Genomic DNA, 17,266 nt, shown 5'->3' on the forward strand with positions numbered 1-17,266 from the left:
ATGGGCGCCCGATGCTTGCACTTAGTTCAAGTGATGCCGTAACTTCTGTCTTGCACTTAGTTCAAGTGCTCGGGGGTCCTGGCCCCCACGGTTTTCTCAAGGATTCGGGACGAGAGGGGAACGTCATGGCGCAGGAGCTGCGGGACTTCGTGAAGGCGGCGGCCGAGGAGTTCGGCCTGCCGGGAGCGGCGGTCGGCGTACTCGTCGACGGGCAGCGGGTGTACGCCTCGCACGGCACGACCGCCCTGGTGGACGGGCTGCCCATGGACGAGCGCACGCTCTTCCCCGTCGCCTCCACCACCAAGCCCTTCACCGCCACCGCCCTGGTGCGCCTCGCCGCCGAGGGCAGGGTCGACCTCGGCGCCCCGGTGCGCCGCTACGTCCCCGACCTCAAGCTGGCCGACGAGAAGGCCGCCGACCGCATCACCGTCCTGCAGCTGCTCAACCACACCGGGGGACTCGACTGGAACCTGATCCCCGACGAGGACAACGAGACCCTCGCCGGGTTCGTCGAGCAGATGGACCGCCTGGAGGTCATCGCCGCCCCCGGTGAGCGCGCCTCCTACAGCCAGGCCGGCTACAACCTCGCGGGCCGCGTCATCGAGAACGTGACCGGCCTGCCCTACGAGCGGGCCGTGACCTCGCTCGTCCTGGAACCCGCCGGTCTGAGCAGCACCTTCTTCGACCTCGACGACGTCATCACCCGCAAGTACGCCGTCGGGCACGTCCGGGACGAGGAGGGGAGGCTGCGGGCGGCCACCCCGTGGAAGGCCTTCCGGGGCACCTCGCGCGCCAACAACCCCGGTGGCGGTGGCATCTCCACCGTCGAGGACCTGCTGAGCTGGGCCGAGTTCCACCTCGCCGACGGCGAGGGAGTCCTGCCCGCCGAGTCGGTGCGCGCCATGCGGGAGCAGACCGTGGAACTGCGGGCCAGCACCCTCGGCGACGGCTTCGGCATCTGCTGGTTCCTCAAGTGGATCGACGGTGTCCTGACGATCAGTCACGGAGGCTCCGGCAACGGTCAGTTCGCCGAACTCCTGATCGTTCCCGAGCGGAACTTCGCGGTGGTGTCCCTGTCCAACGCGGGCCCCGAGGGCTACCCGTTCAACCAGTCCGTGGTCCGCTGGGCCCTGGAGCACTACCTGGGCTTGGTCGAGCGCGACCCCGAGCCCGTCGCGTACGACGACGCGCGCTCCCGCGAGGTCGCCGGGCGCTACCAGAACGACGTGATGAACCTCGACATCGCCACCGACGGCGCGCGCCTCACCCTCGCCGTGGGCATCAAGCCCGAGGTCCGCTCCGCCTCCGACGCCGAGATGCCGCCGGACTACGCGGCCGAGCCGATGGGCTTCCTGCCCGCCGAGGGCGGCGGCGACGAGGCGGGGGACGAGTACGTGATCACCGAGGGCGGGCTGAAGGGGCAGCGGGGGTTCTTCACCCGGGACGCGGCGGGGCGGGTGACCGGGGTCGACCTGGCGGGGCGCCTCTTCACCCGTACGAGCTGACCGCCCGGGCGACGGGACCGTACCGCGCGACGGGACCGTACCGCGCGACGGGACCGAGCCCGACGGCGCGACCGAGCCCGACGACTGACCCTGGTCCCGGCCCTAAGTCCCGACCTGATGGACCGAAGTCACACAACATCTTCGGTCGGCATGTCGGACATGGCACCAGATGTAGTGTGACGGGCGTCGGTTCGTCGGGCGGCGCGCGCAGCGCCCCGACGAGGCAACAGGGAACCCGGTCGGATGCCGGGACTGCCCCGCAACGGTAGGGGCCGCACCCGCGGCCCGAGTCCGATACCTGCCGACGCCCTCCCCGCGTACACCTCCGGGGAGGACACACCCCGGACGCCTCGTGGGAGGGCCGACGTGACCAAGATCGACGCCGTGGCAGCGGTGACCGAGTACCTGGACCGCACCGACTGGCGGGTGAACGCCAACGCCAACCAGGGCTACTCGCTCGGCGGCCTCGTCCTCAACTCGGCGGGCAAGATGATCGCCAACTACTGGCTCGACGAGGTCTACCCGCCCGCCGTCGGCCGCGCCCACCGCGAGGGCGACCTGCACATCCACGACCTGGACATGCTCTCCGGCTACTGCGCGGGCTGGTCCCTGCGCACCCTGCTCACCGAGGGCTTCAACGGAGTCCCCGGCCAGATCGACTCCGCGCCGCCCAGGCACTTCGCCTCCGCCGCCGGACAGATCGTCAACTTCCTCGGCACCCTGCAGAACGAGTGGGCCGGCGCCCAGGCGTTCAGCTCCTTCGACACCTACATGGCGCCGTTCGTCCGCAAGGACGCCATGACGTACGCACAGGTCCACCAGTGCGTGCAGGAGATGGTGCACAACCTCAACGTGCCCTCCCGCTGGGGCACCCAGACCCCGTTCACCAACCTCACCTTCGACTGGACCTGCCCCGAGGACCTGCGCGCACAGGTCCCCGTCATCGGCGGCGAGGAGGCGGACTTCACCTACGGCGAGCTCCAGGCCGAGATGGACCTGATCAACCGCGCCTACATCGAGGTGATGACCCGCGGCGACGCCCGGGGCCGCGTCTTCACCTTCCCCATCCCCACCTACAACATCACCCGCGACTTCCCGTGGGAGAGCGACAACGCGCGGCGGCTGTTCGAGATGACCGCCAAGTACGGCCTGCCGTACTTCCAGAACTTCATCAACTCCGAGCTCAGCCCCGGCATGATCCGCTCGATGTGCTGCCGCCTGCAGCTGGACCTCACCGAACTGCTCAAGCGCGGCAACGGACTGTTCGGCAGCGCCGAGCAGACCGGATCGCTCGGCGTCGTCACCGTCAACTGCGCCCGCCTGGGCCATCTGCACCCGGGCGACGAGCCCGCCCTCCTCGCCGCCCTCGACCGGCTCCTCGAACTCGCCGTGGAGAGCCTGGAGATCAAGCGCGTCAAGGTCCAGGACCTCATCGACGACGGCCTCTACCCGTACACCAAGCGCTACCTGGGGACCCTGCGCAACCACTTCTCCACCATCGGCGTCAACGGCGTCAACGAGATGGTCCGCAACTTCACCGGCGACGCCCACGACCTCACCACCGACGAGGGCCACGCGCTCACCGTCCGCCTCCTCGACCACGTCCGCGCCCGCATGGTCGAGTTCCAGGAGCGCACCGGCCACCTCTACAACCTGGAGGCCACCCCCGCCGAGGGCACCACCTACCGGTTCGCCAAGGAGGACCGCCGCCGCCACCCCGGCATCCTCCAGGCCGGCACCGACGCCAACCCCTACTACACCAACTCCAGCCAGCTGCCCGTCGGTTGGACCGACGACCCGTTCGAGGCGCTGGAGCGCCAGGACGAACTCCAGGGCAAGTACACCGGCGGCACCGTGCTGCACCTCTACCTCTCCGAGCGCGTCTCCAGCGCCGAGGCCTGCCGCGAGCTGGTGCGACGCTCCCTGGAGCGCTTCTCGCTGCCCTACCTCACGGTCACCCCCACGTTCTCCATCTGCGCCGACCACGGCTACCTGGCGGGCGAGCACCCCCACTGCCCCACCTGCGGCTCCCCGTGCGAGGTGTGGACGCGGGTGATGGGCTACCACCGGCCGGTGTCCTCCTTCAACATCGGCAAGCGCGGCGAGCACGAGGAGCGCGTGCCGTTCCTGGAGCGGGCCGGAGCGCCCGCGTGATCCGGATCGGCGGCTGGGCCCGGCTGTCCACCTGCGACTGGCCGGGCCGCCTGGTCGCCACCGTGTTCTGCCAGGGTTGCCCGTGGCGCTGCGGCTACTGCCACAACCCGGAACTCCTCGACCCGCGCGTGCCCGCCGCCGTGTCCTGGGGCGCCGTGACGGTCCATCTGGCCCGGCGCCGGGGCCTGTTGGACGGCGTCGTCTTCTCCGGCGGCGAACCCCTCCTCCAGGCCGGGCTCGCCGACGCCGTGCGCCAGGCGCGTGCCCTCGGCTTCGCCGTGGGCCTGCACACCGGCGGCGCCTACCCCCGCCGGTTCGGGCAGCTCCTGGGGGAGGGGCTGCTCGACTGGGTCGGCTTTGACGTGAAGGCGCACCCGGAGGCGTACGAGAAGGTGACCGCGACCCCCAACAGCGCGTTCCCGGCGGCCCGTTCGCTCCGGCTGCTGCTCGACTCGGGGGTGCCGCACGAGGTCCGCACCACCGTCGACCCGGACCTGCTCGACGCGGCCGGGGTCACCGCCCTGCGGTCCTGGACCGAGCGGCAGGGCGTGCGCGGACACGTACTGAAGACGGCGCGGGCGGTCTGAGGCCCAGGGGGAGCCCCGACCGGGCTCAACTCCCTTCCGGAAGCACCCGCTTCTCCATCAGCGTGTACGACTTGCGCACGCCGCCGGGCTGCGGCTTGCCCTCCATCGTGCCCACCGCCCGGTAACCGGCGCGCAGGTAGTAGGAGTTGAGCCGCTCGTTGTCCGCGAGGCAGTCCAGGCGCACCAGTTCGCGCCCGGCCCGCGCCACCCGTTCCTCGGCGGCCCGCAGCAGGGCGCTTCCGGTGCCGGGCCGGGCGGTGCGCCGGTCCACCATCAGCCGGTGCACGTAGCCGGCCACCGGTGGGCGCGCGCCCCAGGCGGCCTCGTCGCTCCACCACAGCTCCCACGCGCCGACCGCCCGGGAGCCGTCCCGGGCGATCCAGATCTCGCCGTGCCCGAGCACCCGCCGGAAGTGGTCCTCGCCCAGCTCCCCGGGCTGCCACTGTCCGGTGATGCCCCGCTCCGCCATCCAGCGCGCGGCGCCGTCCCGCAACTCGACCAGGAACCCCAGGTCAGCGGCGTCGGCACGGCGGAAGTCGAGGTCGTTCGGTTCACTCACCCACCGATCGTCGCACGGGGCGGGGAGCGCGGCCGCCCGGCCCGATCCGAACGAAGGCCCTAGGATCCCGACCAGGGAACGCACCGGTCATCCGGTCTTCCGGGCAGGAGCGGGCACGCGGACGCGACGGGAGCTGGACGATGAGCGACGAGAACGGGCAGCCCTTTCCCCACGACAGCGGGCAGCCCTTCCCTCAGGAGCCTCACGGGCGCGGGCGGCCCTTCCTGTACGTGGTGGTGTGCGCGGCCGGAGTCGCCGTCGACGTCGCCGCCCTGATCACCGCCGCCCGGGAGCGTGGCTGGGACGTCGGCGTGATCGCCACGCCCAACGGCCTGGCCTTCATCGACGAGCAGGACGTCACCGCCCGCACCGGCTATCCCGTCCGCTCGGCGTGGCGCCGCCCCGGCGACCCGCGCCCGCTCCCGCCGCCCGACGCGATCGCGGTCGCACCGGCCACCTTCAACACGGTCAACAAGTGGGCGGCGGGCCTCGCCGACACCCTGGCGGTGGCCACCCTCTGCGAGGCGTACGGTCAGGGCGTGCCCACCGCCGTGCTGCCCCGCGTCAACGCCGACCTGGCCCGCCACCCCGCCTACCGCGAGAGCCTGGAGCGCCTGTCGGCCATGGGCGTCCTGATCGGCAAGGGCGACCCGTTCCGGTGGGAGGAGGTCCTGGAACTCCTGGACCCGCGGTTCGCGGAGCTGTCCCGAAGGGCGTGAGACGGGGGTCACACCGGAGCGTGTCACAACCCCGTGAGGCGATCCGTCATAGGGGTGTAACCAGCCGACACCACCGGAGGAGACCGCCGTGGAACCCCGCATCAACGCCTTCGCCAACCCCCTCGGCCCGAAGCTGATCAAGCACTTCAACGCGGCCGGCAAGGCCGTCGCCGACACCGCCCTGCCCGCCGCCGTCCAGGAGCTGGTGAAGATCCGGGCCAGCCAGATCAACGGCTGCGGCTTCTGCCTGGACATGCACACCAAGGACGCCGCCGCCGCGGGCGAGACGCCGGTGCGCCTCGCCCTCGTCGCCGCCTGGCGCGAGGCGACCGTCTTCACCGAGGCCGAGCGCGCCGCCCTGGAGCTGACCGAGGCGGGCACCCGCCTGGCCGACGGCGCGGGCGTCCCGGACGACGTCTGGGAGGGTGCGGCCAAGCACTACGACGAGGAGCAACTCCTCGCCCTGGTGGCCCTGATCGCCACGATCAACGCGTACAACCGCCTCAACGTCCTGCTGCGCAACCCGGCGGGCGACTACCAGCCGGGCCAGTTCGGCTGATCCGGAGGCCAGTTGGCCGCACCGCGGCGCCGTGCGGGCCGGGAGCTCGGGGGATGTTCCCGGACCCGCGCGGAGGTGCGGGGCGCCGGCCCGTAATCCGGTGGCCGCCCGGGCCGGGGCGGGATACGTTGGCGGGTATGGCCGAAATCCAGGGCAATTACGATGAGTTGTTCGCCCCCGTCGCCGACGCGTTCGCGGCGACCCTGGACGAGGGGGACACCGGCGGCTCCGTCGCCGTGTTCATCGGCGGGGAGCCCGTCGTCGACCTCTGGGGCGGGCACGCCGACGCCGCCCGCACCAGGCCCTGGCAGCGCGACACCCTCACCAACTGCTGGTCCGTCACCAAGACCATGACCGCCCTGTGCGCCCTGGTCCTGATGGACCGCGGCGAGCTCGACCCGGCCGCGCCGGTCGCCCGGTACTGGCCCGAGTTCGCCGCGGCCGGCAAGGACGGGGTGCTGGTGCGCCACCTGCTCTCGCACACCGCCGGGCTGCCCGACTGGGAGTGGCCCGTCGAGGAGCTGTTCGACTGGGAGGCCGCCACCGCCCGGCTCGCCGCCCGGGCCCCCCGCTGGGAGCCCGGCACCCGCGCCGGGTACCACTCGCTCACCCAGGGCTTCCTGGTCGGCGAGGTCGTGCGCAGGATCACCGGCCGCACCCTGGGCCGCCTCTTCGCCGACGAGCTCGCGGGCCCGCTCGGCGCCGACTTCCACATCGGGCTGCCCGCCGCGCACGACCCGCGCGTCGCCCTCGCCGTACCGCCGCCCGGGCGCGACGAGGAGTACACGGCGGGCGCCGCGAGCGACACCGCCGAGGAGTCCGGCACCGCGACGGCGCTGCGCGTACGCGACGGCAACAGCACCGCCTGGCGCCGCGCCGAGATCCCCGCCGCCAGCGGCTACGGCAACGCCCGCTCGGTCGCCCTGCTCCAGTCCCTGACCGCCTGCGGCGGCGAGGTCGGCGGCGTGCGCCTGCTCTCGCGGGCCGGGTCCGACCGGGCCCGCGAGGTGCAGTACGAGGGCGAGGACGTCGTCCTCGGCATGCCCGCGCGCTACGCCATGGGCTACGGCATGTTCGGCGACCGCAGCTACGGCTGGGGCGGCTGGGGCGGCTCGCTGGTCGCCGTGGACGTCGACGCGCGGATGGCCGTCGCCTACGTGACCAGCCAGATGCGCGAGCCCGCCGCCGACGCCCGCGGCATGGACCTGATCGGCGCCGCCTACGAAGGGCTCAAGCGGGCCGCCGCCGGATGAACAAGCCCTCTCCGAAACCACATTGACACTACGTCAGGCATAGGTCACCTTCACCGTCGTGAAGCCCAGGGAGCGCAGCAGCCCCTCCAGCATCCGGGTCGTGTTCTGCTCGGCCCGGGCCGTCAGCCGGCTCTCGTTCGCCGCGTCCGCGATGTGCTTCACGGCCAGCTGCTGGACGGCCTGCTCGCTGCCCGGGTTGTCGGAGAAGAAGTCCCCGAGCCGGTCGAGGAGCCCGCGCTGCTTGGACACCGTGTACGAGCGGTCCGGGTCCAGGGCGGGCTTGCCCAGCGCCGCGTGCGGCAGCCGCAGCGTCGCCGTCGTACGCCCCTCGTCCACGGTCACGTCCTTGTCCTTGACCCGACCGAGGTCCACGTACGCGTCGACGGTGCCCGCCCCCACGTACAGCGTCCGCGTCCCGCGCACCGCGTCGGGCAGCAGCTTGGCGTCCTTCTCCAGGTCCACGACCACCTGGAAGTTGCCCGACGCGGCGTCGTAGCGGCTGAGGTCCTGCACGGACTGCAGCAGGGTCGGCCCGGTCCGGTCGTTGGTGCGCGACCCCAGGAAGTCGTCGAGCCCCGGCACCAGCGACAGCTTCAGGCCCGCGAACAGCAGGGCCAGCACGAACGCCGCCGCCCCCACCGCCTTCACCCACCACGGCGTCCGCTGCCGCACGGGCCGCACCCGCTCCTCGCGCTGTCTCTCCGTGCGCGTCGCGGACCCCTGATCCGTATCGGTCCGGTTCCGCTCGTCCTCCGCCGTCCGGCCCCGCTCCTCGTCTCGCGCACCGGACCTCGTCTCGGCCCTGTTCTCGGCCATGGCACACCTCCCTCACCCCAACGGGTGCCCCGAAGCGGCGAGATCGATCGGGGCACGGGGGAACGGGAGGCGCGTGTGCGGGCCACGGGGGAGCGCGGGGTGCCCGATGGAGAAGGGTGCGCGAAGGCGGGGCGCGGGTCGCGCACGGCCCACCCCCGCGCGCACCGCGCATCACCGTCGCGCACGCTGGACGGTATGGAGATGCCGGTGGCCGTCGCGCTCGCCCGGTCCGTGACCGCCCTGCCCACGGGCCCGGACTGGTGGTTCGAGCCGAAGTTCGACGGACACCGCGTCGTCCTGCTGCGCGAACCGGACGCCGTACGTCTCCAGGCCCGCTCCGGACGCCTGGTCACCGCCGCCTGGAACGACCTCGCCGCCGCCGGCGAGGCGCTGCCGGCCGGCACGGTCCTGGACGGCGAGGCGGTGGTCTGGCGCGAGGGCCGCACCGACTTCGGCGCCGTCCAGGCGCGGGCCAACTCCACCCCCGCGCGCGCCCGCGAGCTGGCCCGGCAGTGGCCCGCCTCGTACGCCGTCTGGGACCTGCTCGCCCACCCCGTCCACGGCGACGTCCGGCCCCGCCCCTACACCGAGCGGCGCGCCCTGCTGCTCGACGTGCTGTCCGGCCTGGGGCCGCCGATCCAGCCGGTGCCCGCCACCGACGACCGGGAGACGGCCCTGGTCTGGTACGAGAACCTCCTGGACCAGGGCATCGAGGGCGTCGTCGCCAAGCGCGGCTCCGGCGCCTACCGGGCCGGGCGGATCTGGCAGAAGGTGCGCCACGCGGAGACCGTGGACGCCGCCGTCATCGGCTACACCGGGCCCGCGGACCGGGCCGACCACCTGGTGGTGCGGCTGCCCGACGGGCGGCGGGCGCTCTCGCAGCGGCTGACCGCTCCGCTCGCCGCCCGGGTCAGCGGCCACCTGCACGCGCACGGGCCGGGCCGGGCGGCCCGCACGGACGAGGACGAGCCCTACCGCACGACGGGCGCGGGCCTGGTGGTGGAGGTGCTCGCGGGGACGACCCGGCACACGGTGGTCACGGTGACCCGGGTGCGCTGACGCCCGTACCGCCGCGCCGGCCGCTCCCCGTACAGCCGTACGTCACCCGTCGGAGTGGCGCGCGCTCAGGCGGGGGCGCTGCCGCCCTGGCCCAGGGGGCGTCTGCGGGCCGCCGGGGCGGGGCCGGGCGCGGTGGGCGGCGGGGCGGGCTGTGCGGGCTGTTCGGGCACGTCCGGGGCGGGACGGGGGCCGAGGCCGAGCGGGCGGCGGGTGGTGCTCACCCCCTCAGTCTCCCAGGTCCCCCGATTCCGGGCGTCCCAAGGGCGTGGGCGGGCCCGCCGTGCCCGGAGGAGCGCACCGCTCGCGCCCGCCACGGTCCGAAGCGGTGCCCGTCCTCGGGGAAACGGGCACACGCGCCCCGGCCCGTGAGGCATGCCACATCGCTGAACAGTGCGTACGGAGTGACCGGTACGGGCACAATCGGGCACTCCGGGGCCGGGACCGGGCGTCCGCACCCCCGGGCGGCGGAGGTATAACACCTAGACGAGGTCCCAACCACCGGGAGGGGGCGGAACGTTGATCCGCTCGGAGGAACGCCACCACCGGCTGCTCGCCGAGGCGCGCCGCCGGGGGCGGGTCGAAGTCGCCACGCTGGCGGTGGACTTCGGTGTCGCCCCGGAGACCATCCGCCGCGACCTGAGCGAACTGGAGCGGCGCGGCCTGGTCCGCCGCACCCACGGCGGCGCCTACCCGGTGGAGAGCGCCGGGTTCGAGACCAACCTTGCCCAGCGCGTCACGCTGCACGCCGAGAACAAGCGGCGGATCGCGGCCGAGGCCGTGCGCCACCTGGCGGGCGCGGAGACGGTCTTCGTCGACGAGGGCTACACCCCCCAGCTGCTGGCCTCCCTGCTGCCCGACGACCGCCCGCTGACGGTGGTGACCGCCTCGCTGTCCACGGCCGCCGCAGTCGCCGAGTCCGCCAACGTCACGGTGCTGCTGCTCGGCGGCCGGGTGCGGGGCCGCACGCTGGCCACCGTCGGCGCCTGGGCCTGCGACATGCTGGCCGGGTTCGTCATCGACCTGGCGTTCATCGGGGCCAACGGCATCTCCCGGGAGTTCGGCCTCACCACCCCCGACCCGGTGGTGGCCGACGTGAAGGCGAAGGCGGTGCAGGTGTCGCGGCGCCGCGTGTTCCTGGGCCACCACGGCAAGTTCGGCGCCAACAGCTTCTGCCGGTTCGCGGAGGTCGGCGACTTCGAGGCCATCGTCACCGACGCGGGCCTGTCCAGCGCCGAGGCGCACCGCTACTCGCTGCTCGGCCCGCAGGTGGTACGGGTCTGACGCCCGGCCCGCGCGCCGGCGGGCCGCCCCACACGGATGAATGACATGTGCACGCCCAATCTGGTCCGGCCGTGCCCCGGCCGGACCACCGGGAAGGAAGCCCCGTGACCCCACCCCCACCCGCACGCCCACGCCCGTACCGCAGGCTCAAGGCCACCGCCGCGGCGGCGGCGCTCGCCCTCGTCTCCCCGGCCGCCTGCGCCGGCGCGGGCGGCACCGGCGGCGACGGCCTCAACGTCCTCATGGTCAACAACCCGCAGATGATCGACCTGCAGAAGCTCACCGCCGAACACTTCACCAAGGAGACCGGCATCAAGGTGCACTTCACCGTCCTGCCGGAGAACGACGTCCGCGACAAGATCAGCCAGGACTTCGCCGCCCAGGCCGCCCAGTACGACGTCGCCACCATCAGCAACTACGAGACGCCCATCTACGCCAAGAACCGCTGGCTCGCCCCGCTCACCCAACGGGCCCGCCAGGACCCCGCGTTCGACCAGCAGGACGTCCTCGAACCCGTACGCCAGTCCCTCACCGCGCAGGGCGAGGTCTACGCCGAACCCTTCTACGGCGAGTCGTCGTTCCTGATGTACCGCAAGGACGTCCTCGCCGCGAAGAACCTCACCATGCCCGCCCGCCCCACCTGGCAGCAGGTCGCCGACATCGCCGCCAAGGCCGACGGCGCCCAGCCCGGCATGAAGGGCATCTGCCTGCGCGGCCAGCCCGGCTGGGGCCAGCTCCTCGCCCCGCTCACCACCGTCGTCAACACCATGGGCGGCACCTGGTTCGACAAGGACTGGAAGGCCCGCCTCGACAGCGACGAGTTCCGCCGCGCCACCCGGTTCTACGTCGACCTCGTCCGCGCGCACGGCGAACCCGGCGCCTCCCAGGCCGGGTTCACCGAATGCCTCAACACCATGGAACAGGGCAAGGCCGCCATGTGGTACGACGCCACCTCCGCCGCCGGACAACTCGAACGCCAGGGCTCCCCGGTCGCCGGGAAGATCGGCTACGCGCCCGCCCCCGTCGAACGCACCAAGAGCTCCGGCTGGCTCTACACCTGGGCCTGGGCCGTCCAGAAGGCCAGCGAACGCCAGGACGACGCCTGGAAGTTCATCTCCTGGGCGTCCAGCAAGGAGTACGAGAACCTGGTCGGCGAACAGCTCGGCTGGTCCCGCGTCCCCGCCGGCAAACGCGCCTCCACCTACGCCAACCCCCAGTACGTCAAGGCCGCCTCCGCCTTCGCCGGCGCCACCCGCGACGCCCTCACCCAGGCCGACCCGCTCCACCCCGGCGTACAGCAACGCCCCGCCCCCGGCATCCAGTTCGTCGGCATCCCCGAGTTCACCGACCTCGGCACCGAGGTCTCCCGCCAGATCAGCGCCGCCATCGCCGGACGCCAGAGCGTCGACGAGGCCCTGGACCTCGGCCAGCGCCTCGCCGCCGACGTCGGACACAAGCAGGCCCGACGGTGAGCGCCGACCGCGCCACCGGCGCCCCCGGCACCGCGACCGCCCCGCGCACCACCCGGACGCCGCGCACGCACGGCGCCGGGACGAAGCGCACCGCGGGGGAGTGGGCGCGCCGCGCGCCCCTGCTGCCCGCCCTGGTCTTCCTCGTCGTCGTCACCCAACTCCCCTTCGTCGGCACCCTGCTGATCTCCTTCACCCGCTGGAACGCGCTGGAGCCCGACGAACGCCGCTTCGGCACCCTGGAGAACTACACCACCGCCCTCACCGACCCGCAGCTGCGCGACGCCATCGTCACCACCGTCCTGCTCACCGCCACCGTCGTCCTGGTCAGCCTCGTCCTCGGACTCGGCCTCGCCCTGCTCATGGACCAGAAGTTCCTCGGCCGGGGCATCGTCCGCACCCTGCTCATCACACCGTTCCTGGTCGTCCCCGTCGCCGCCGCGCTGCTGTGGAAGCACGCCCTCTACAACGCCTCCTACGGCTTGGTCAACGGCACCCTCACCGCCCTGTGGCGGCTCTTCGGCAGCGACGACCCGCCCCAGACCGACTGGCTGTCCACCAACCCCCTGGCCGCCGTCGAACTCTCCCTCGTCTGGCAGTGGACGCCGTTCATGATGCTCATCCTGCTCGCCGGGCTGCAGAGCCGCGCCACCGACGCCGTCGAGGCCGCCCGGGTCGACGGAGCGAGCAGCTGGCAGGTCTTCCGCTACCTGACCTTCCCCCACCTGCGCCGCTACCTGGAACTCGCCGCCCTGCTCGGCAGCATCTACGTCGTCCAGAACTTCGACGCCGTCTTCACCCTCACCTCCGGCGGCCTCGGCTCCGCCAACCTGCCCTACAGCGTCTACGACACCTTCTACCAGGCCCACGACTACGGTCTGGCCTCCGCCCAGGGCGTCCTCGTGGTCATCTGCTCCCTGCTCATCGCCACCTTCGCCCTGCGCACGGTCTCGTCCCTGTTCAAGGAGGAGGCGTCCCGATGACCCCCGCCACGTCCGCCCGCGCCCGCCGCGGCGCCCGAGGGCTCGCCGCCTGGCTGTGCGGCCTGCTGTTCTTCGCGCCGTTCGGCTGGATGGTGCTCACCTCCTTCCACTCCGAGTCCGACGCCGCCACCAACCCGCCCAGCCCCGGCGCGCCCCTGACCCTCCAGGGCTACCGCGAGTTCTTCGGCTCTGGCACTGGCACCACCCCCTGGCCCCCACTGGCCAACTCCCTGACCGCGAGCGTCGTTTCCACCGCCCTGGTGCTGCTCCTCGCCCTGCCCGCCGCGTACGCCCTCGCCATCAAGCCCGTGCGCAAGTGGACCGACGTGCTCTTCTTCTTCCTGTCCACCAAGATGCTGCCCGCCGTCGCCGCGCTGCTGCCGCTCTACCTCATCGCGCAGAACACCGGCACCCTGGACAACATCTGGCTCCTGGTCGTCCTCTACACCTCGATGAACCTGCCGATCGCGGTCTGGATGATGCGCTCCTTCCTCGCCGAGGTGCCCCGCGAGATCCTGGAGGCCGCCTCCATCGACGGCGCCTCGCTGCCCACCGTCCTCCTCCGCGTCGTCGCGCCCGTCGCCGCCCCCGGCATCGCCGCGACCGCCCTCATCTCGTTCATCTTCAGCTGGAACGAGCTGCTGTTCGCCCGGGTGCTCACCGGCGTCGTCGCCTCCACCGCCCCCGTCTTCCTCACCAGCTTCGTCACCAGCCAGGGCCTGTTCCTGGCCAAGGTGTGCGCGGCCGCCGTCTGTGTGTCCCTGCCGGTCCTCATCGCCGGATTCGCCGCCCAGGACAAGCTCGTCCAGGGCCTCTCCCTCGGAGCGGTCAAGTGAAAGCAGCCCTCATCAGCGCCCCCGGCAGCGTCTCGGTGGAGACCGTCGAGGACCCCGCGCCCGCGCCCCGTGAAGTCGTGGTGGAGGTCGCCGCCTGCGGCCTGTGCGGTACCGATCTGCACATCCTCCAGGGCGAGTTCGCCCCCTCGCTGCCGATCGTGCCCGGCCACGAGTTCGCCGGCACCGTCGTCGCGCTCGGCACCGCCGTCACCGAACTCGCCGTCGGCGACCGGGTCGCCGTCGACCCGTCGCTGCCCTGCCACGAGTGCCACTACTGCCGCATCGGCCGCAACAACCTCTGCGACCACTTCTCCGCCATCGGCGTCACCGTGCCCGGCGCCGCCGCCGAGTACGCCCGCGCGCCCGTCGCCAACTGCGTACGCCTGCCCGAGCACGTCCGCACCGAGGACGCGGCCCTGATCGAACCCCTGTCGTGCGCGGTGCGCGGGTACGACGTCCTGCGCAGCCAGCTCGGTGCCCGGGTGCTGATCTACGGCTCGGGGACGATGGGCCTGATGATGCTCGAACTGGCCAAGCGGACCGGCGCCGTCAGCATCGACGTCGTCGACATCAACCCCGAACGACTCGCCACGGCACGGCAGTTGGGCTGCGACCACGCCGTCGCGGGCGCGGACGAGGTGGAGCGCCCGCGCGGCTGGGACGTCGTCATCGACGCCACCGGCAACGAGCGCGCCATCCAGGACGCCGTCGGCCGGGTCGCCCGAGGCGGTACGTACCTGCAGTTCGGGGTCGCCGACTACGCGGCCCGCACCACCATCGAGCCGTACCGCATCTACAACGAGGAGATCACCATCACCGGCTCGATGGCGGTCCTGCACAGCTACGAGCGCGCCGCCGCCCTCTTCGCCACGGGCGTCCTGGACCCGGAGGTCTTCGTCAGCGACCGGCTGCCGCTGACCGGGTACGCGGACGCGCTGGAACGCTTCCGCCAGGGGAAGGGACGCAAGATCCTGGTGGTGCCCTGACGGCAGGCCGAGGGGGCGCCGGGCGCGGCCCCCCTCACCCGGCCCCCCGCAAGAACCCCAGCCTCCCCGCCGCCGACGCCAGCACCATGTCCAGCGCCGCCGGGTACGCGCTGCGCGACATCTCCGCCACCAGCAGCGGCGCGCACGACGCCACGTGCGGGTGCGCGTCCGCCGCCACCGCCCCGTACACCTCCGGCCACGCCCGCCGCTCCGCCTCCCGCAGCTCCCTCGGCAGCGTCAGCACATGGGCGTCCAGCGCCGCGAACGACAGCGCCTGGTCCACGAACACGTGGTAGATCCGCACCGCCTCCGCGTCCGGGAACCCCGCCCCCCGCAGCACCCCCAGGATCGTCTCCACCGACCGCAGCTCGTTCGCCCGCCCCGTCACCCGCGCGCACGTCAGCAGCGCCGCCTGCGGGTGAGCCTGGTAGCCCGCGTGGATCGCCAGGCCCAGCGAGCGCAGGTCCGCCCGCCAGTCCCCGCTCGCTTCCCAGGTGCACAGCGTCCGCCCGATCAGCTCGTCCGCGATCGCGAGCAGCAGGTCGTCGGTGTCCCGGAAGTAGCGGTACAGGGCGCTGGGGTCGGCCCCGAGCGCCGCGCCGAGACGGCGCACCGTCAGCGCCGCCGCCCCGTGTTCCTGGATCAGCCGCAGCGCCGTCTCCACGATCAGCTGCGCGGACAGCACCGTACCCCCCTTGGTGGGGCGCCTGCGGCGCCGCTCACCGTCCCGTACGACACGCTCACCCACGACTCGCTCGCTCATGGCCCGCACCTTATGACAACAGCGTTGACCAGGGGAGCCCCCGGGGAGTTCGATGTGCCGCCATCGGGCCCGCCGCAGGGGCCCCGGGGTGAAGGAGCAGCAGCCGTGACGCCGTACAGCAGCGACCCACCACAGCTCAGGAAGACCCTCACCGTCCTGGACGGCTTCGCCATCGCAGCCTCCTCGACGGCCGCCACCACGTCCATCGGCATCGGCCTGGGCGTCACCGCCGCCGTGGTCGGCGCCCACCTGCCGATCGTGATGCTGCTCGCGTTCCTGCCGGTCCTCGGCATCGCGGGCGCCTACGGGCGGCTCAACCGCGTCGAGCCCAACATGGGCAGCGCCTACACCTGGGTCGGCCGCTCGCTCGGCCCCTGGGCCGGGTTCCTCGTCGGCTGGCTCGCCATCGCCGCCACCGTCGTCTTCCTGGCCTACACCACCACCGTCACCGGCTCCGCGCTCATCCAGCTCGCCGCCCGGGCGGGCCTGCACGGCCCCGACCCCGACTCCACGGCCCACTCCACGGCCGTCGGCCTGGTGGTGCTGGCCGCCGTGACCCTCACCGCCGTCACCGGCACCCGTACCGCCGCCACCTTCCAGAAGTGGCTGCTCGTCTTCGAGTACGCCGTACTGCTCGGCTTCTGCGGGTACGGACTGCTGACCGGGCCGCACCCGTTCAGCTGGGACTGGGTCAACCCGTTCGCCGTGCCGTCCGCGCAGGCGCTCGCCCAGGGGCTGCTGCTCTCGGTCTTCTGCTACTGGGGGTTCGAGGCGACGTTCAGCGTCAACGAGGAGATCCACGACCCGCGCGACGCCTCCAAGGCGGGCACCCTCACCCTGTTCACCATGCTGGGCCTGTTCCTGCTCGGCTCGTTCTCCTTCCAGCGGGTGCTGTCCGTCGACGAGCTGGCGGACAACGGGGCCCAGGGCCTGGCCTTCTTCGGCGAACGCCTGGCCAGCCAGCCGCTCGCGGTGCTCCCGCTGGTGGCCCTGACCTTCTCCGCGGTCGCCTCCCTGCAGTCCGGCGTCATCCCCACCGTGCGCGGCATGTTCGCCATGGGCCGCGACCGCACCCTCGGCCCGCTCTGGCTCAAGGTCAGCCCCCGGTACGGAACCCCCGCCGCGGGCACCGTGGTGATCGGCGCGATCGCCGCGTCCATCGCCCTGGTGTCCCTGGTGATCCGGCAGATCGGCGACGTCATCCTCGCCTCGGTCAACGCCATCGGCATCGTGGTCTCGCTCTCCTACGCCCTCACCGCCCTGGCCGCCGCCCGGCGCTTCCGCGGCGTACGCGCCGAAGAGGGCACCGGCGCCTTCGTCCGCGTCGTCGTCCTGCCGGTCCTGAGCGCCTGCGCCCTGCTCGCCCTCGGCGGCTACCTCGCCTGGACGTTCTGGGACTCCGCCGACCACTTCGCCGTCAGCCCGGACAACGGCTGGTTCATGCTCCTGTGTCCCGCCGTGATGGTGGCCACCGGGCTGGTGGCAGCCGCCTGGGCCAAGTGGGTGAGAAAGTCGCCGTACTTCGTCCGCGGCGCCGCCGCCCGCACCGACCAGGAGCCCGTCACGGCGACCTGAACCACCGTCCGCCGCACCGCACTCGGCGCCCGACGGCGGACCGCGCCACCCGGCGCGGTCCGCCCCCCCGCCCCCCCCCCCCCCCCCCCCCCCCCCAACCCCCCAATAGAAACCGCCAATACAACCACCCCCCCCACAAAGACATCAAACGCGGCCCCCCAA

The 17,266-nt window shown here is 72.8% G+C and carries 17 protein-coding genes and 1 riboswitch; of the genes, 13 read left to right on the plus strand and 4 right to left on the minus strand.

The window, feature by feature from the left end; all coding sequences use genetic code 11:
• Positions 1-125 precede the first annotated feature (125 nt).
• The 3 genes from ABT160_RS34120 (at position 126) to ABT160_RS34130 (ending at position 4,246) form a co-directional block, all read left to right on the plus strand.
• On the plus strand, positions 126-1,505 hold the full coding sequence (locus ABT160_RS34120) for a serine hydrolase domain-containing protein (protein WP_351651836.1): 1,380 nt from the start codon (positions 126-128) through the stop codon (positions 1,503-1,505).
• A gap of 170 nt (positions 1,506-1,675) precedes the next feature.
• A riboswitch (cobalamin riboswitch) is annotated at positions 1,676-1,825 on the plus strand.
• 46 nt (positions 1,826-1,871) lie between these two features.
• The gene (locus ABT160_RS34125; protein WP_351651837.1) at positions 1,872-3,659 is read left to right on the plus strand and encodes a ribonucleoside triphosphate reductase; all 1,788 of its coding nucleotides are present in this window, start codon (positions 1,872-1,874) and stop codon (positions 3,657-3,659) included.
• Positions 3,656-4,246, plus strand: coding sequence for an anaerobic ribonucleoside-triphosphate reductase activating protein (locus tag ABT160_RS34130; protein WP_351651838.1), 591 nt, complete (start codon positions 3,656-3,658; stop codon positions 4,244-4,246). The genes ABT160_RS34125 and ABT160_RS34130 overlap by 4 nt, the downstream gene beginning before the upstream one ends.
• Positions 4,247-4,271: 25 nt before the next feature.
• On the opposite strand, the gene ABT160_RS34135 is transcribed toward ABT160_RS34130, so the two are convergent.
• Entirely contained in the window at positions 4,272-4,805 is a 534-nt protein-coding gene (locus tag ABT160_RS34135; protein ID WP_351651839.1) for a GNAT family N-acetyltransferase, read from the minus strand.
• 140 nt (positions 4,806-4,945) lie between these two features.
• On the opposite strand from ABT160_RS34135, the gene ABT160_RS34140 reads away from it, so the two are divergent.
• From ABT160_RS34140 to ABT160_RS34150, 3 genes are all read left to right on the plus strand, one after another.
• Complete coding sequence (locus ABT160_RS34140; RefSeq protein WP_351651840.1) at positions 4,946-5,524, plus strand: flavoprotein; 579 nt, start codon at positions 4,946-4,948, stop codon at positions 5,522-5,524.
• 88 nt (positions 5,525-5,612) lie between these two features.
• Positions 5,613-6,083: a carboxymuconolactone decarboxylase family protein gene (locus ABT160_RS34145; RefSeq protein ID WP_351651841.1), complete on the plus strand. Its 471-nt coding sequence runs from the start codon at positions 5,613-5,615 to the stop codon at positions 6,081-6,083.
• Positions 6,084-6,220: 137 nt separating this feature from the next.
• Positions 6,221-7,336 carry a serine hydrolase domain-containing protein gene (locus ABT160_RS34150; RefSeq protein WP_351651842.1) on the plus strand — a complete coding sequence of 372 codons (1,116 nt, stop codon included), beginning with the start codon at positions 6,221-6,223 and terminating at the stop codon, positions 7,334-7,336.
• Positions 7,337-7,369: 33 nt separating this feature from the next.
• Here ABT160_RS34150 and ABT160_RS34155 read toward each other — a convergent pair whose 3' ends face one another.
• Positions 7,370-8,152 (minus strand): DUF4230 domain-containing protein, encoded by a 783-nt coding sequence (locus ABT160_RS34155; RefSeq protein WP_351651843.1) that lies wholly within the window; start codon positions 8,150-8,152, stop codon positions 7,370-7,372.
• A gap of 195 nt (positions 8,153-8,347) precedes the next feature.
• Here ABT160_RS34155 and ABT160_RS34160 point away from each other — a divergent pair, with 195 nt between their 5' ends.
• Positions 8,348-9,211, plus strand: coding sequence for an ATP-dependent DNA ligase (locus ABT160_RS34160; RefSeq protein ID WP_351651844.1), 864 nt, complete (start codon positions 8,348-8,350; stop codon positions 9,209-9,211).
• Positions 9,212-9,276: 65 nt separating this feature from the next.
• On the opposite strand, the gene ABT160_RS34165 is transcribed toward ABT160_RS34160, so the two are convergent.
• Positions 9,277-9,432, minus strand: a complete 156-nt coding sequence (locus tag ABT160_RS34165; RefSeq protein WP_351651845.1) for a hypothetical protein — start codon at positions 9,430-9,432, stop codon at positions 9,277-9,279.
• 298 nt (positions 9,433-9,730) lie between these two features.
• On the opposite strand from ABT160_RS34165, the gene ABT160_RS34170 reads away from it, so the two are divergent.
• From ABT160_RS34170 to ABT160_RS34190, 5 genes are all read left to right on the plus strand, one after another.
• Complete coding sequence (locus tag ABT160_RS34170; protein WP_351651852.1) at positions 9,731-10,492, plus strand: DeoR/GlpR family DNA-binding transcription regulator; 762 nt, start codon at positions 9,731-9,733, stop codon at positions 10,490-10,492.
• 104 nt (positions 10,493-10,596) lie between these two features.
• On the plus strand, positions 10,597-11,964 hold the full coding sequence (locus tag ABT160_RS34175; protein WP_351651846.1) for an ABC transporter substrate-binding protein: 1,368 nt from the start codon (positions 10,597-10,599) through the stop codon (positions 11,962-11,964).
• Positions 11,961-12,944, plus strand: coding sequence for a carbohydrate ABC transporter permease (locus ABT160_RS34180; protein WP_502984350.1), 984 nt, complete (start codon positions 11,961-11,963; stop codon positions 12,942-12,944). The genes ABT160_RS34175 and ABT160_RS34180 overlap by 4 nt, the downstream gene beginning before the upstream one ends.
• Complete coding sequence (locus tag ABT160_RS34185) at positions 12,941-13,780, plus strand: carbohydrate ABC transporter permease (RefSeq protein WP_351651847.1); 840 nt, start codon at positions 12,941-12,943, stop codon at positions 13,778-13,780. Before ABT160_RS34180 ends, ABT160_RS34185 begins: the two co-directional genes overlap by 4 nt.
• Entirely contained in the window at positions 13,777-14,766 is a 990-nt protein-coding gene (locus tag ABT160_RS34190; protein WP_351651848.1) for a zinc-dependent alcohol dehydrogenase family protein, read from the plus strand. The genes ABT160_RS34185 and ABT160_RS34190 overlap by 4 nt, the downstream gene beginning before the upstream one ends.
• Before the next feature lie 34 nt (positions 14,767-14,800).
• Here ABT160_RS34190 and ABT160_RS34195 read toward each other — a convergent pair whose 3' ends face one another.
• Positions 14,801-15,529 carry a TetR/AcrR family transcriptional regulator gene (locus tag ABT160_RS34195; RefSeq protein ID WP_502984351.1) on the minus strand — a complete coding sequence of 243 codons (729 nt, stop codon included), beginning with the start codon at positions 15,527-15,529 and terminating at the stop codon, positions 14,801-14,803.
• A gap of 105 nt (positions 15,530-15,634) precedes the next feature.
• On the opposite strand from ABT160_RS34195, the gene ABT160_RS34200 reads away from it, so the two are divergent.
• Positions 15,635-17,104, plus strand: coding sequence for an APC family permease (locus ABT160_RS34200; protein ID WP_351651849.1), 1,470 nt, complete (start codon positions 15,635-15,637; stop codon positions 17,102-17,104).
• Positions 17,105-17,266: the final 162 nt, after the last annotated feature.

It is taken from the genome of Streptomyces sp. NPDC001941, assembly GCF_040296945.1.
Lineage (GTDB): Bacteria > Actinomycetota > Actinomycetes > Streptomycetales > Streptomycetaceae > Streptomyces.

Bases quoted from the DNA above. Each gene is read 5' to 3' on its own strand.
- ABT160_RS34160 (WP_351651844.1), top strand. From the start codon at position 8,348: ATGGAGATGCCGGTGGCCGTCGCGCTCGCCCGGTCCGTGACCGCCCTG.
- ABT160_RS34150 (WP_351651842.1), top strand. From the start codon at position 6,221: ATGGCCGAAATCCAGGGCAATTACGATGAGTTGTTCGCCCCCGTCGCC.
- ABT160_RS34195 (WP_502984351.1), bottom strand. From the start codon at position 15,529: ATGAGCGAGCGAGTCGTGGGTGAGCGTGTCGTACGGGACGGTGAGCGG.
- ABT160_RS34140 (WP_351651840.1), top strand. From the start codon at position 4,946: ATGAGCGACGAGAACGGGCAGCCCTTTCCCCACGACAGCGGGCAGCCC.
- ABT160_RS34155 (WP_351651843.1), bottom strand. From the start codon at position 8,152: ATGGCCGAGAACAGGGCCGAGACGAGGTCCGGTGCGCGAGACGAGGAG.
- ABT160_RS34120 (WP_351651836.1), top strand. From the start codon at position 126: ATGGCGCAGGAGCTGCGGGACTTCGTGAAGGCGGCGGCCGAGGAGTTC.
- ABT160_RS34185 (WP_351651847.1), top strand. From the start codon at position 12,941: ATGACCCCCGCCACGTCCGCCCGCGCCCGCCGCGGCGCCCGAGGGCTC.